The sequence below is a fragment of the Caballeronia ptereochthonis genome (genome assembly GCF_001545075.1).
Taxonomy (GTDB): Bacteria; Pseudomonadota; Gammaproteobacteria; order Burkholderiales; family Burkholderiaceae; genus Caballeronia; species Caballeronia ptereochthonis.
This window is the reverse complement of the sequence record NZ_FCOB02000005.1, coordinates 140,470-154,423: the sequence shown is the minus strand read 5'-3', so window position 1 is coordinate 154,423 and position 13,954 is coordinate 140,470. Positions and strand designations below refer to the sequence as shown.

Below are 13,954 nucleotides of genomic sequence, written 5' to 3'. Positions count from 1 at the left end.
ACACGTTTAAGACTTGGCGATTAAGACGGACCGGCCAACTGCAGGCTATCCGCGCAACCGCGCGCCGTGTACTCGAGCCAGACGATCCACCAGCGTTTTGATGGCCGTATCGACCGTTTCGTCCTGAAGCGTGCCGCCAGTATCTTGCAACGTTACACGGAAGGCAAGACTTTTCTCGTGCGCTCCCAACCCACCGGAAGTATTTGATTTTGGACGAAATTCATCGAAAAGCGCAACCCTCGTAACGTGCTTGCACGCGGCCTCCGAGCGGGCGTTTTCGAACTCGTCGAGAAGCGCCTGAACCGGAACGTGTTGATCTACGACAACCGCGATATCGCGCCGCACAGGCGGGAATTTCGACACTTCGGCCGGCGCGGGCAGCGCGCGATCCATCAGCGCTTCGGCATCGATTTCGAAGACGATCGGCGCGTTGGGCAGGTCATACTTCTGCAGCCAGCGCGGATGCAGTTCGCCGATCCAGCCGACCGCGCGCCCCGCCACTTCGATACGCGCGCTGCGTCCCGGATGCAGCGCCGGATGCTCGGCCTTCACGAAGCGCGGCACGACAGGCGCGAAGAGCGCTTCGACGTCGCCCTTCACGTCGAAGAAGTCGACGTTGCGCGATGCGGCGCCCCACTGCTCTTCGACCACCGGGCCATAAGCGAGGCCGCCGATCATCTTCGGCTGCGCGAAACCTTCGACGGTCAGCTCGCCCGCCAACACCTTCGCGTCGCGATGGAACACGCGCCCCGCCTCGAACACACGAATGCGGTCGGCGCGGCGGTTCAGGTTGTGGCGCAGCACTTCGATCAGGCTGCCGAACGTAGTCGTGCGCATGACCGAAAGCTGGCTCGCGATCGGGTTGAGCAGCCTGATCGGATTGTCGTTGCCGGCGAAATCCTGCTCCCATTCGGCATCGACGAAACTGAAGTTGACCGTCTCCGAATAGTCGCGCGCGGCGACCGCGTGGCGCAGCGTGTGGATCGAACGCTTCGTTTCATTCGTGATCCGCATTTCGCTGCGCGCGACCGGCGGCCGTGCCGGAATCTTCTCGAAGCCGTAGATGCGCGCCACTTCCTCGATCAGATCTTCCTCGATCTCGATATCGAATCGATACGGCGGCGGCGTGACCTTGAAGGTGTCGCCGTCGCGTTCGAACGCGAGGTTCAGTCGCGTAAAAATTTGCGCGATCTCTTCGGCGCCGATTTCCACGCCGATGATGCGATGCGCGCGCGACACGCGCATCGACACCGGATTGCGCTCGGGCACGTTGACGATCTGATCGTCCACCGGGCCGGCCTCGCCGCCGCAGATGTCGAGGATCAGGCGCGAGATGCGTTCGATGTGCTCGACGGTCGTCGAGTAATCGACGCCGCGCTCGAAGCGATGCGCCGCGTCGGTCGAGAAGTTGTACCTGCGCGCGCGGCCGCGGATCGCGTCCGGCCACCAGAAGGCGGCCTCGAGATAGATGTTGGTCGTGTCGAGCGACACGGCCGTGCTATCGCCGCCCATGATGCCCGCGAGGCTTTCGAGATGGTGATCGTCGGCGATCACGCCAACGGTTTCATCGACTTCGATGGTGTTGCCGTTGAGCAGCTTGAGCGACTCGCCCTTCTTGCCCCAACGCACTTCCATCACGCCGTGGATCTTGTCGAGATCGAACACGTGCGACGGACGGCCCAGTTCGAGCATCACGTAGTTGGAGATATCGACGAGCGCGGAGATGCTGCGCTGGCCCGCGCGCTCCAGACGCTCGACCATCCATTGCGGCGTCTTCGCGTGCGCGTTCACGCCACGAATCACGCGGCCCGAGAAGCGGCCGCACAGGTCCGGCGCGAGGATCTTCACGGGCAGCTTTTCGTCGAGCTTCGTTTCTACCGCCGGCATGTCGGGCGCCTTCAACGGCGCGCCGGTGATCGCCGCGGTTTCGCGCGCGACGCCGAATACCGAGAGGCAATCCGCCTTGTTCGGCGTGAGCTTGATCTCGAAGACGGTGTCGTCGAGATTGAGCGCTTCGCGGATGTCCTGGCCGATCTTCGCGTCCGCAGGAAGAATGAGCAGGCCGCTATGATCTTCCGAGAGCTTCAGCTCGCGCGCCGAGCACAGCATGCCCTGGCTATCGACCCCGCGCAGCTTGGTCGGCTTGATCGCGAACGGCTCGCCGCCCGCCTCGACCGGTGGCAACACGGCGCCGATGAGCGCGACCGGCACCTTGATGCCCGGCGACACGTTCGGCGCGCCGCACACGATGTTCAGTCGCTCGCCCGTGCCGGCATCGACCTGGCAGACATTGAGCTTGTCGGCGTTCGGATGCTTCGCGACTTCGAGCACCTGCCCGACCACGATGTTCGTGGTCGGCGGCGCGACCGGGCGCAGGTCTTCGACTTCGAGGCCGGCCATCGTCAGCGCATGCGCGAGCTCATCGGTGGAGAGCTTGGGATCGACGAAACTGCGGAGCCAGGATTCGGGGAATTGCATGTGTGTCTACGTTCGAAATGTTTGGAGTCTCTCGTTCGGCTCTTTCGTTGCAAGCCGGACGTCGCGGGCGATGCGTGCGGCTATCAGGCGAACTGGCGCAGGAAACGCAGATCGTTCTCGAAGAACAGGCGCAGATCCTGAACGCCGTAGCGCAGCATGGTCAGACGCTCGAGGCCGCTGCCGAACGCGAAGCCGATGTAGCGCTCCGGGTCGAGGCCCATGTTGCGGATGACGGTCGGATGCACCTGACCCGAGCCGGAGATTTCCAGCCATTTGCCCGCGTTCTTGCCATGCTCGAACATCATGTCGATCTCGGCCGACGGCTCCGTGAACGGGAAATACGACGGACGGAAGCGCACGAGAATGTCGTCGCGCTCGAAAAACTTCTTGAGGAAATCGGTGTAGACGCCCTTCAGATCGGCGAAGCTGATGTTCTCCTCGATCCACAGGCCTTCGACCTGGTTGAACATCGGCGAGTGGGTGGCGTCGCTGTCGACGCGATACGTGCGGCCCGGCACGATCACCTTGATCGGCGGCTTGTTCATGCGCGCGTAGCGCACCTGCATCGGACTCGTGTGCGTGCGAAGCAAGAGCGGGCGGCCGTCGGCATCCTTGCCGTCGACGTAGAAAGTGTCCTGCATCGAACGCGCCGGATGATTCTCCGGGCTGTTCAACGCGGTGAAGTTGTACCAGTCGGTTTCGATCTCGGGACCATCGGCGACGTCGAAGCCGATCGTGCGGAACACCTGCTCCACGCGCTCCCACGTGCGCATCACCGGATGCAGCGTACCCGCGCCCATACCGCGGCCCGGCAGCGTGACGTCGATGGCCTCGGCCGCCAGACGCTGGTTCAGCAGCGCATCCGCGAGCGCCTGACGGCGCGCGTTCAGCGCGGCTTCGACCTGCTGCTTTGCCTGATTGATGCGCGCACCTTCAGTCTTCTTCGCTTCCGGATCGAGCCTGCCCAAACCCTTCAGCAATTCCGTCAGCGCGCCCGACTTGCCGAGAAACCGCGCCTTCTCGTTTTCGAGCGTGTTGGCATCGGTGGCGTGTTCAAAGGCGCTTTTCGCGTCGGCGACAATCTGATCCAGATCCATTGATCCCATCTTCTCTACGTCAAATTCAAACTGAGGTTCGGTTTTGCGCTCGTCCTGAGCCCTTCAAGCCATGCGCAAAACCGTCCGACCAACAAAAACGGGGCTCGGTGAGAGCCCCGTTTTCTGCCTTCGCACCACCGTCAACAACCCGGTGACGCGAAGGCGAACCACGCAGTACTAATTTCGCAATTAGGCTGCAACGGCGGCTTTCACCTGCTTCACGATCGCAGCAAAAGCAGCCTTGTCGAACACAGCCATGTCAGCCAGCACCTTGCGGTCGAGTTCGATCGAAGCCTTCTTCAGGCCGTTGATGAACACGCTGTAGGTCATGTCGTGCTGACGCACCGCAGCGTTGATACGCGTGATCCACAGTGCGCGGAACACACGCTTCTTGTTGCGGCGATCGCGGTAGGCGTATTGGCCAGCGCGCATGACCGCCTGCTTGGCGATGCGATAGACGTTATTGCGACGGCCGCGGTAACCCTTGGCCAGCGCGATGATCTTCTTGTGACGGGCCCGTGCGGTAACCCCACGTTTTACTCGAGGCATGTTGCTCTCCTTGGAGTGTTAGTTGAGGTTAGGCGAACGGCAGCATTGCGCGGACGGAGTTCAGATCAGACTCGTGAACGGCCGTGATGCCACGCAGATGGCGTTTGTTCTTGGTGGTTTTCTTGGTAAGAATGTGGCGCTTGAACGCTTGACCGCGCTTGACGGTACCGCCCGGACGCACCACGAAGCGCTTCGCAGCGCTCTTCTTGGTCTTCATCTTCGGCATGAAACAACTCCAGTTTATTTGATGGTCATGGGTGTGCGGCTGATCCGATCAAACCACGTCGGATCCCTGCCCGCCCTTCGAAACCCACGCTCCACTTGTGTGCGAACGGTTCTGAAGAACCGCCGCCTTTCATGAGCGGCGTCACCGAAATGACGCCACTCTGAAACCGCCGGCAATGCCGCGCCAGCCGCCTTGCGACGGCGCGCGATCCATTGCTTCACTACTTATGCTTGCTTACCCTTCTTCTTCGGGGCAAGCACCATGATCATCTGGCGCCCTTCCATCTTCGGCATCTGCTCGACCTGGCCGTATTCGTCGAGATCCGACTTCAGGCGTTCGAGCATGCGCATGCCGATTTCCTGGTGCGCCATTTCGCGACCACGGAAACGCAACGTGATTTTCGTCTTGTCGCCGTCTTCAAGGAAGCGCGTGAGGTTGCGCAGCTTGACGTTGTAGTCACCGTCATCCGTGCCGGGGCGGAATTTGACTTCCTTCACCTGCACGATCTTCTGCTTGAGCTTCGCCTCGTGCTGCTTCTTCGCTTCCGAGTACTTGAACTTGCCGTAGTCCATCAAACGGCAGACAGGCGGGGACGCCTGCGGCGCGATTTCGACGAGATCCACGTCGTGCTGTTCCGACAGGCGGAAAGCCTCGGCCAGCTTCACGATTCCGAGCGGCTCGTTGTCCACTCCGACCAAGCGCACTTCCGGCGCGGTAATTTCACCGTTGATGCGATGTGACGACTTATCAGTAGCGATGTTACGTTTCCTCTAAAAATGAAAAAACAAGCCGCGCTGCGAGTGGCTTACTTGAACGCCCGCACTTCCTGCTGCAAGCGCTCGAGAAATGCGTCGACGGGCATCACGCCCAGATCGACACCGCCACGAGCACGCACGGCCACAGTTTGTGCATCACGCTCCTTGTCGCCGACAACCAGCAAATACGGCACCTTTTGCAGCGTGTGCTCGCGTATTTTATAGCTAATCTTCTCATTGCGCAAATCGCACTCGACTCTAAGCCCTTGTTTTTGCAACGATTGGGCCAGATTTGCGGCGTATTCCGCCTGACTTTCGGCAATATTGAGCACGACGGCCTGGGTCGGCGCCAGCCACGGCGGCATTGCACCAGCATGGTGCTCGATCAGAATCCCGAGGAAGCGCTCCATCGAGCCGACGATCGCGCGGTGGAGCATCACCGGGCGACGGCGGCTGTTGTCCTCGGCGACGTATTCCGCGCCGAGACGCTCCGGCAGCACCATGTCGAGCTGCAGCGTGCCGCACTGCCAGGAACGGCCGAGCGCGTCCTTGATGTGGTACTCGATCTTCGGACCATAGAACGCGCCCTCGCCCGCGAGTTCTTCCCACTGCAGGCCGCAGGCGGTGAGCGCGTCGCGCAGGCCTTGCTCCGCACGATCCCAGATTTCATCGGTGCCCGCGCGCTGCTCGGGACGCAGCGACAGCTTGATGTCGATGTGATCGAACCCGAAATCCTTGTACACGCTCATCGCGAGGGTGTTGAAGGCGATCGATTCGGCGATGAACTGGTCTTCCGTGCAGAAAATGTGCGCATCGTCCTGGACGAAGCCGCGCACGCGCATCAGGCCGTGCAGCGCGCCCGACGGCTCGTTGCGATGGCACGACCCGAATTCCGCGTAGCGCAGCGGCAGATCGCGATACGAACGCAGACCGTGATTGAACACCTGCACGTGACCCGGACAGTTCATCGGCTTGATCGCGTAGTCGCGCTTCTCCGACTCGGTCGTGAACATGTTTTCACGATAGTTCTGCCAGTGGCCCGACGCTTCCCAGAGCGAACGGTCCATGACCATCGGGGTCTTGATCTCGAGATAGCCCGCCTCGTTCACGCGGCGGCGCATGTACTGCTCGACCTGCTGCCACAGCGACCAGCCCTTCGGATGCCAGAACACCATACCCGGCGCTTCATCTTGCAGATGGAACAGGTCCAGCTGCTTGCCGAGCTTGCGGTGATCGCGCTTCTCGGCTTCTTCCAGCATGTGCAGGTACGCGTCCTGATCTTCCTTCTTGGTCCAGGCCGTGCCGTAGATGCGCTGCAACTGCTCGTTCTTCGAATCACCGCGCCAGTACGCGCCCGCGACCTTCATCAGCTTGAAGACCTTCAGCTTGCCGGTGGACGGCACGTGCGGGCCGCGGCACAGGTCGATGAAGTTGCCGTGCGCATAGAGCCTGATCTCGTCGCTATCCGGAATGGAACCGATGATCTCCGCCTTGTACTTCTCGCCGATGCTCTTGAAGTACTCGACCGCCTCGTCGCGCGAAACGATGCGGCGCGACACCGGCTCGTCCTTCTTGGCGAGTTCCTGCATGCGCTTTTCGATCTTTTCCAGATCTTCGGGCGTAAAGGGACGGCTGTACGAGAAGTCGTAGTAGAAGCCGTTATCGATGACCGGTCCGATGGTCACCTGCGCTTCGGGGAAGAGATCCTTCACCGCGTACGCCAGCAAGTGCGCAGTCGAGTGCCGCACGACATCGACGCCCTCCGGGTCCTTGTCGGTGACGATCGCGAGCGACGAATCGCGGTCGATCAGGAAGGAGGTATCGACGAGTTCGCCGTTGAGCTTGCCGGCGAGCGCCGCCTTGGCGAGGCCCGCGCCGATCGATGCCGCGACTTCCGCGACGGTCACCGGGTGGTCGTATTTTCGGACCGACCCATCAGGCAAACGTACCGAAACCATATCGTTCTCCAGGACGCCGGCGCACGCCGAGCGATTTCGATTAAGCATTGCCCCCGCGATTTCGTTTCGAAAACCGGGAGACAAAAAAAATGCGGCCCCGCTATCGAGGGGCCGCATTCACTTTTCACACATACCGCGAAACAATTTGGCAGAAGGCGAATAAGGTCCTCGACTAGCGTCGCTCCGAAGTTGTTTCGGTCAACGTTCGACGGGCCATTTTTTGCCTTTTGCGCTGAGCGCTTCTTGCGGTCTGAAACCCCGCGAACCGGAGTTCGCCGAATTTCGTTTTCGTTGGTAGGCTCGATTGGACTCGAACCAACGACCCCCACCATGTCAAGGTGGTGCTCTAACCAGCTGAGCTACGAGCCTGAAAGAAGTGAGATTATATGGAGCGTTTCGGATCTTGGCAAGTGTTTGTCTGCGGAAAAATCAGAAATATTCGCTAATCCGATCAACTTCTCGTGGAATGCGTTGCCGCATCAAGCATTTAGCCACAAATCAGCCGCCCGTCAGGCGCGCCGCGACGCGCGAATCACGCCCTGCACTTCCCCGAGCAGCGTGCACGCGCGCTGAATCTGCGCGGCGTTCGACACTTCCACAGTGAACTGCATATACGCAATGTTCCTGCGGCTCTGGCTCTTCACGCCGATCACATTGATTTTCTCGCGCGCGAACACTTCGGAGATATCGCGCAGCAAACCCTGCCGGTCGGCCGATTCCACCGACAGATCCACCGGGTACACGGACGACCCGCGGCCGTTCATCACGTCGGCGGACCATGTCGTATGCAGCACCCGCTCGGGCGAGCGCTGGGCCATGCGCTTGAACGTCTCGCAATCCGTGCGGTGCACCGACATGCCCTTGCCGCGCGTGACGAACCCGGCGATCGGATCGGGCGGCGCGGGCCGGCAGCAGCGTGCGAGCTGCGTGAGTAGCGCATCCACGCCGACCACGAGCACGCCCGTCGATGCGCCGTGCGCGACGCTCTGTCCGCTGCTGCGCTTCTCGAACTGTTCGGGCGCTTCCGGCTCAGGCTCGGGCGGCGGTGTATCGGAGAGCGCCTGCTCAATGTTGCGCAGGCTGAACTCTTCCTTGGCGACCGCCGCGTAGAGATCTTCCGGCGCCTTGAAGCCGAGTTTCGTCGCGAGCTGCTCCAGGCTGACCGAGGTCTTCCCCTCGCGCTGCAAGGTCTTTTCGACGATCGTCCGTCCCGCCGCGATGTTCTCGGCCGCGTCCGCCGCATGGAACCACGCCCGCACCTTCTGCCGCGCCCGCGCGCTGTGCAGATAGCCGAGCTGCGGATTGAGCCAGTCGCGCGACGGCCCGCCCTCCTTCACCGCGACGATCTCGACCGTCTGGCCGTTCTGCAGCGGCGTGTTGAGCGGCACCATCGCGCCGTCGACGCGCGCGCCGCGACAGCGGTGTCCCAGCTCGCTGTGCAGGTGATACGCGAAATCGATGGCGGTCGCGCCCTGCGGCAAGGCGATCACGCGCGCCTGCGGCGTGAGCACGTAGATGTGGTCGTCGTCGAGCGTGGCGTCGCGCAGTTGCTGCCAGCCCGGGCGCTCGCCTTCGACATCGTCCTTCCAGGCGAGAAGCTGGCGCAGCCACGCGATCTTCTCGTCGTATTTCTCGCTCGCCGTCACCTGGCCCGCGTAGCCGCGCGTGCCCGCTTCCTTGTAGCGCCAGTGCGCGGCCACGCCGTATTCGGCGAACTGATGCATTTCCTGCGTGCGGATCTGCACTTCGAACGCGCGGCCGTCGTCGCCGATCACCACCGTGTGCAGCGATTTGTAGCCGTTGGGCTTGGGGCGCGAGATGTAGTCGTCGAACTCGCGCGGCACGGGCTGCCACAGGTTGTGCACGATGCCGAGCACGGTGTAGCAATCCTTGATGTCCCCGACGATCACGCGAAACGCGCGCACGTCGTTCAGCTCGGAGAAATCGAGATGCTTGCCGCGCATCTTCTTCCAGATGCTGTAGATGTGCTTCGGCCGCCCGCTCACCTCCGCCTTGATGTGCGCGGTGTCGAGTTCCTTCTGCAGGCGCGCGATCGCCTCGGTCACATAGGTCTCGCGCTCGACACGCTTCTCGTCCAGCAGCTTCGCGATGCGCTTGTACGTGACCGGGTCCTCGAAGCGGAACGACAGATCCTCGAGTTCCCACTTGAGTTGCCAGATACCGAGTCGATTGGCGAGCGGCGCGTAGATTTCGAGCGTCTCGCGCGGCACGTCCGGCGAGGGATCGAGCTTGTGCGCGGCGTGATAGCGCAGCGTCTGCACCCGCGACGCGAGCCTGATGAGCACGACGCGGATGTCCTGCGCGAACGCGAGCAGCATCTTGCGCAGCGCTTCGACCTGCGCGCGGCGCGCGGCCTGCGCATCGCGCGTGTCGGGCAATTCCGCGAGCGTGGCGCGCGAGCTGACCGAGCCCAGCCGCAGAAGCTTGCGCACGTCGCCGACGAGCCGCTGCACTTCCGGCCCGAAGCGCTCGGTGATCACCTTCTCGGGATCGTCCAGATGCGGCGCCAGCGCGAAGAGCGCCGCCGCGGCGATCGCGTGCGAATCGACGTTGAGCGTCTGCATGATGCGCGCGGTGCCGGCGGCGTGCTCGGCGAGCAGTTCGCCCGTCGAGAGCCGCGCGTCCTTCGCGTGCTCGCGCACGAACGCGAGCGCGTCGTCGATGGACGGCTCGGGCAGCGTTTCGGCGTGGACGGCGGTCTCGGTCATGCGGGTGATGCCACTACTTTCGAAGCTCGACTAAGCGATGAATCAGCCGCGTTGAGCCGCGATCACCACGATTTCGACGAGGCACGCGGGATTGGCGAGCTTCGCCTCGACCGTGGCGCGCGGCGGCGTGCTGCCTTCGGCGACCCACGAATCCCACACGGCGTTCATGCCGGCGAAATGCACCATGTCGGAGATATAGATCTGCACCGACAGCAAATGCGATTTGTCGCTGTTCGCTTCCTCGAGCAAGCGGTCGATGTGACCGAGCACTTCGCGCGTCTGGCCGGTGATGTCCTGGTTCGTGTCTTCGGCGATCTGGCCGGCGAGATACACCGTGCCGTTGTGGATCGCGATCTCGGAAAGACGCGGGCCGACGTGATGACGAATGACTGCCATTGTGTGTTCCTGATCGATGAATGGTGAAAAAACAGGTGAAGCGCCGGGCGCTCAACCCGACATTATGCCCCGCTACCGCCATTCCCGAGAAAGAACCCCCTGGCAATGGCGATTTGATCTTCGGCAAGGAATGCCGGCGCGTGGCCCGCTCCCGGAATCTCGACGCTCGTCACGGCTTGGCCTTTTTCGATCATTTGCGCGACCGTCTCGCGCGACAGCAGGTCCGAGCTTTCGCCGCGCACGACCAGCACCGGCGTCTTGATCGACGCGAGCGACTGCCACAGGAACGCTTCTCCGGCCGCGTTCTGCTCGTCGGTGGCCGACGTGAAGGGCGTCGCGATACCCGGGTCGTAGCGGAAACCCCATGCGCCGTCGCGTTCGAGCAGAAGCGGCGTGTTGATGCTCGCCCACTCCTCGTCCGTCAACGGCCCGAACGAGGCGGCGAGCGCCGCCGCGTAGCGCACGCCTTCGTCGAGCGAGGCAAAGCGCGCGGGCTTGCCGAGATAGTCGCCGATGCGGCCAAGCGCGATGGGCTCGATGTGCGGCCCGACGTCGTTGAGCAGCATCCTGCGGATCGGCGTATTGGGCAGCCCGCCGAGCGCCATGCCGATCAGTCCGCCCATCGACGTGCCGAACCAGTCCACCGTCTCCACGTTCAAGCGCGCGATCAGCGTGACCATGTCGGCGACATACTGCGGCACGCCGTAGTAGCGCGAATCGGCAAGCCAGTCCGACAGGCCTCGACCGACCACATCCGGGCATACGACGCGATAGTCATGCGCGAACGCCTGCGCGAGCCGGTCGAAATCGCGCCCCGAGCGCGTCAGGCCGTGCACGCAGAGCAGCACCCGCGGATTCGCCGGATCGCCCCACTCCGTATAGGCCATGCGATGCAGGCCCGCCGGACTCGCGCATTGCACGAAGCGCTGGCGCGGCTCGCTCAGGTCTGACTGGACTGCTTCGACGACGATGGGTGCGGTCATGGAGAATTCCTCGTGGCAAGGGTCCAGACGATTGTAAAGCGCCTCGCGCCGGATCGAGCGGGCGCTGGCCGAACGGACGACCCCGGTTTCACTCGAGCAGATGCGGCCGTGCGCGCAAAAAGCAAAGCGGGCGAAGCCCAAAAGCCTCGCCCGCCCCGATTCGCGCCGACGCCGCCCAAGCGGCGCCCGTGTCAATCCGACGTCACTTCACGCTCGTGACATCGAGCGGCGCGCCCGTCTTCTTCTGGATTTCCTCGACCGTCACGCCGTCGGCCAGCTCGACGAGCTTCAGCCCGTTGTCGGTGACGTCGATCACGCCGAGGTCCGTGATGATGCGATCCACGACGCCCACGCCCGTCAGCGGCAGCGTGCACTCTTCGAGGATCTTGTGCTGGTCGCCCTTGGCGACGTGCTCCATCAGCACGACGACCTTCTTCACACCCGCGACGAGGTCCATCGCGCCGCCCATGCCCTTGATCATCTTGCCGGGGATCATCCAGTTGGCGAGATCGCCCTTCTTGCTGATCTGCATCGCGCCGAGGATCGCCAGGTTGATGTGGCCGCCGCGGATCATCGCGAACGAATCCGCCGACGAAAAGATCGACGAGCCCGGCAGCGTCGTCACGGTCTGCTTGCCGGCGTTGATGAGGTCGGCGTCCACTTCGTCTTCATACGGCGACGGGCCGATGCCGAGCAGGCCGTTTTCCGATTGCAGCCACACTTCCATGCCGTCCGGCACGTGATTGGCGACGAGCGTCGGCAGGCCGATGCCGAGGTTCACGTAGAAGCCGTCCTGCAGTTCCTGCGCCGCGCGCGCGGCCATCTGGTCACGAGTCCAAGCCATGATTACTCTCCTTTCGCGCGGACGATGCGCTGTTCGATGCGCTTCTCCGGGTGCGCATTCAGCACGAGGCGCTGCACGAAGATGCCGGGCGTGTGGATCGCGTCCGGATCGAGCTCGCCGACCTCCACGATTTCCTCGACTTCGGCGACGGTGATCTTGCCCGCCATCGCGCACATCGGGTTGAAGTTGCGTGCCGTGCGGCGATAGATCAGGTTGCCCGACTTGTCGGCCTTCCATGCCTTCACGAGGCCGACATCGGCAGTCAGCGAATGCTCGAGCACGTAGTGGTTCTCGCCGAACTGGCGCGTTTCCTTGCCTTCGGCGATCACGGTGCCGAAGCCCGTGTTGGTGAAGAACGCCGGAATGCCCGCGCCGCCCGCGCGCAGCTTCTCGGCGAGCGTGCCCTGCGGCGTGAATTCGAGCTCCAGCTCGCCGGCGAGATATTGCCGCTCGAACTCCTTGTTTTCGCCCACGTACGACGAAATCATCTTCTTGATCTGGCGCGTCTCGAGCAGGAGGCCGAGGCCGAAGCCGTCGACGCCCGCGTTGTTGCTGATGCAGGTGATGTCCTTCACGCCCGTGTCGCGCAGCGCGGCGATGAGCGCCTCGGGAATGCCGCACAGCCCGAAACCGCCGACGGCGAACGTCTGCCCGTCCTTGACGATGTCCTCGAGCGCCGCTTTCGCGCTGGGATAGACCTTGTTCATCTGTGTGTCCCTTCCATGTGTGAAACCAACTGAAAATCGGCTTTTTGAAGCCGCCGCGGCGCTGTCATGCGTGCGTCAGGCGGCCTGTTGGCGTGGCAAAAGAGTACGCTGCGCGGACGATCCGGCACAATACGCAAAAATACATAAGTCATTGCCCGCGCCCGTTTGGTTCCCGGCGGCGTCAGCCGCGAAACACAGACGCCCGGCACCCGATTCCACATGCGTGAACTGGACTATCAAACCGCGTTTCATCTCGCGCCCGTCGGGCTCGTGCTTTCGCGCGAGCGCATCATCGAGGATTGCAACGAGCAGGTCTGCGCGATCTTCGGCTTTGCGCGCGAGGCGCTCATCGGCAAGTCGTTCGAGGTGATTTATCCGTCGCCGGACGAGTTCGCGCGCATCGGCGAGCGCATCGCCGCGCACATCAGCAAGGAAGGCACGTACAGCGACGACCGCATCATGAGGCGCAGGAACGGCGAACTGTTCTGGTGCCACGTGACCGGCCGGGCGCTCGACCAGGCCGCGCCGCACGCCGCGGGCGTCTGGACGTTCGAAGATCTGAGCGCGACGCGGCGCGTCGCCATCGAGCTGACGCCGCGCGAGCGGGAAATCGCCGCGCAGCTCGTGACGGGCAAGACGAGCAAGCAGATCGGCCGCGTGCTCGATATCAGCCCGCGCACGGTGGATATCTACCGCGCGCGGCTCATGAGAAAGTACGACACGGGCAACGCCACCGAGCTCCTGCAACGTCTGCTCGGCACCTGACGTGCACCGATCAGAGTGCGATGGGCGCGCCCGTCTCGAGGGTCTGCCGCAGCGCATCGGGAATCGGCACGGACTTGCCGGCCGCATAGTCGATCCACACGATCTTCGCCGCCCCGCGCGCGTAGAGCGTACCGGGCGCATCGGCGCGATAGAGCTCGAAGCGCGTATCGAAGCTGCTGCGTCCGGGCTTGCCGATGGACATCCGGCCGATCACGTCGCCCGGATAGTGAAGCTGCTTCAGAAACTCCATCGACGCGTTCACGATCACCGGCCCCTGGCCTTCGCCGTTGCCGCCCGCGATGCCGATTCGCTCGAACCACGAGATGCGCACCTGCTCCATGTAGCGGAAATAGACGGTGTTGTTGACGTGCCCGAAGGCGTCCATGTCGCCCCAGCGGATCGGCATGGACAATTCGAAGACGGTGTGAAAATCGCTGTCGGTGCTCATTTACCGCGTTACCTGCCTG

General features: G+C 63.0%; 13 protein-coding genes and 1 tRNA gene. 1 reads left to right on the top strand and 13 read right to left on the bottom strand.

Annotated elements, in window-relative coordinates; all coding sequences use genetic code 11:
* Positions 1-45 precede the first annotated feature (45 nt).
* The 12 genes from pheT to AWB83_RS06985 form a co-directional block, all read right to left on the bottom strand.
* Entirely contained in the window at positions 46-2,478 is a 2,433-nt protein-coding gene (gene pheT / locus AWB83_RS07045) for a phenylalanine--tRNA ligase subunit beta (RefSeq protein ID WP_087043654.1), read from the bottom strand.
* An 83-nt stretch (positions 2,479-2,561) separates the two neighbouring features.
* Complete coding sequence (pheS, locus tag AWB83_RS07040; protein ID WP_167389082.1) at positions 2,562-3,575, bottom strand: phenylalanine--tRNA ligase subunit alpha; 1,014 nt, start codon at positions 3,573-3,575, stop codon at positions 2,562-2,564.
* Between the two features lie 189 nt (positions 3,576-3,764).
* The gene (gene rplT, locus AWB83_RS07035; protein ID WP_050328332.1) at positions 3,765-4,124 is read right to left on the bottom strand and encodes a 50S ribosomal protein L20; all 360 of its coding nucleotides are present in this window, start codon (positions 4,122-4,124) and stop codon (positions 3,765-3,767) included.
* Between the two features lie 28 nt (positions 4,125-4,152).
* Positions 4,153-4,350: a 50S ribosomal protein L35 gene (gene rpmI / locus AWB83_RS07030; RefSeq protein WP_087043650.1), complete on the bottom strand. Its 198-nt coding sequence runs from the start codon at positions 4,348-4,350 to the stop codon at positions 4,153-4,155.
* A 224-nt stretch (positions 4,351-4,574) separates the two neighbouring features.
* Complete coding sequence (infC, locus tag AWB83_RS07025) at positions 4,575-5,108, bottom strand: translation initiation factor IF-3 (protein WP_087043648.1); 534 nt, start codon at positions 5,106-5,108, stop codon at positions 4,575-4,577.
* Between the two features lie 47 nt (positions 5,109-5,155).
* A complete protein-coding gene (gene thrS / locus AWB83_RS07020; protein WP_087043646.1) occupies positions 5,156-7,063 on the bottom strand; it encodes a threonine--tRNA ligase in 1,908 nt (635 codons plus the stop codon).
* 292 nt (positions 7,064-7,355) lie between these two features.
* Positions 7,356-7,432 (bottom strand) — tRNA-Val (locus AWB83_RS07010).
* 140 nt (positions 7,433-7,572) lie between these two features.
* The gene (locus AWB83_RS07005) at positions 7,573-9,792 is read right to left on the bottom strand and encodes a RelA/SpoT family protein (protein ID WP_087043644.1); all 2,220 of its coding nucleotides are present in this window, start codon (positions 9,790-9,792) and stop codon (positions 7,573-7,575) included.
* A 42-nt stretch (positions 9,793-9,834) separates the two neighbouring features.
* The gene (locus AWB83_RS07000) at positions 9,835-10,188 is read right to left on the bottom strand and encodes a RidA family protein (RefSeq protein ID WP_087043642.1); all 354 of its coding nucleotides are present in this window, start codon (positions 10,186-10,188) and stop codon (positions 9,835-9,837) included.
* Positions 10,189-10,250: 62 nt separating this feature from the next.
* Positions 10,251-11,171 carry an alpha/beta fold hydrolase gene (locus AWB83_RS06995; RefSeq protein ID WP_087043640.1) on the bottom strand — a complete coding sequence of 307 codons (921 nt, stop codon included), beginning with the start codon at positions 11,169-11,171 and terminating at the stop codon, positions 10,251-10,253.
* Between the two features lie 202 nt (positions 11,172-11,373).
* Positions 11,374-12,015: a CoA transferase subunit B gene (locus AWB83_RS06990; protein ID WP_087043637.1), complete on the bottom strand. Its 642-nt coding sequence runs from the start codon at positions 12,013-12,015 to the stop codon at positions 11,374-11,376.
* 2 nt (positions 12,016-12,017) lie between these two features.
* Positions 12,018-12,722 (bottom strand): CoA transferase subunit A, encoded by a 705-nt coding sequence (locus AWB83_RS06985; protein ID WP_087043635.1) that lies wholly within the window; start codon positions 12,720-12,722, stop codon positions 12,018-12,020.
* Positions 12,723-12,941: 219 nt separating this feature from the next.
* Here AWB83_RS06985 and AWB83_RS06980 point away from each other — a divergent pair, with 219 nt between their 5' ends.
* A complete protein-coding gene (locus tag AWB83_RS06980) occupies positions 12,942-13,487 on the top strand; it encodes a LuxR C-terminal-related transcriptional regulator (RefSeq protein ID WP_087043634.1) in 546 nt (181 codons plus the stop codon).
* Between the two features lie 10 nt (positions 13,488-13,497).
* Here the strand turns inward: AWB83_RS06980 and AWB83_RS06975 are convergent, their stop codons facing one another.
* Positions 13,498-13,935: an acyl-CoA thioesterase gene (locus AWB83_RS06975; protein ID WP_087043632.1), complete on the bottom strand. Its 438-nt coding sequence runs from the start codon at positions 13,933-13,935 to the stop codon at positions 13,498-13,500.
* Positions 13,936-13,954: the final 19 nt, after the last annotated feature.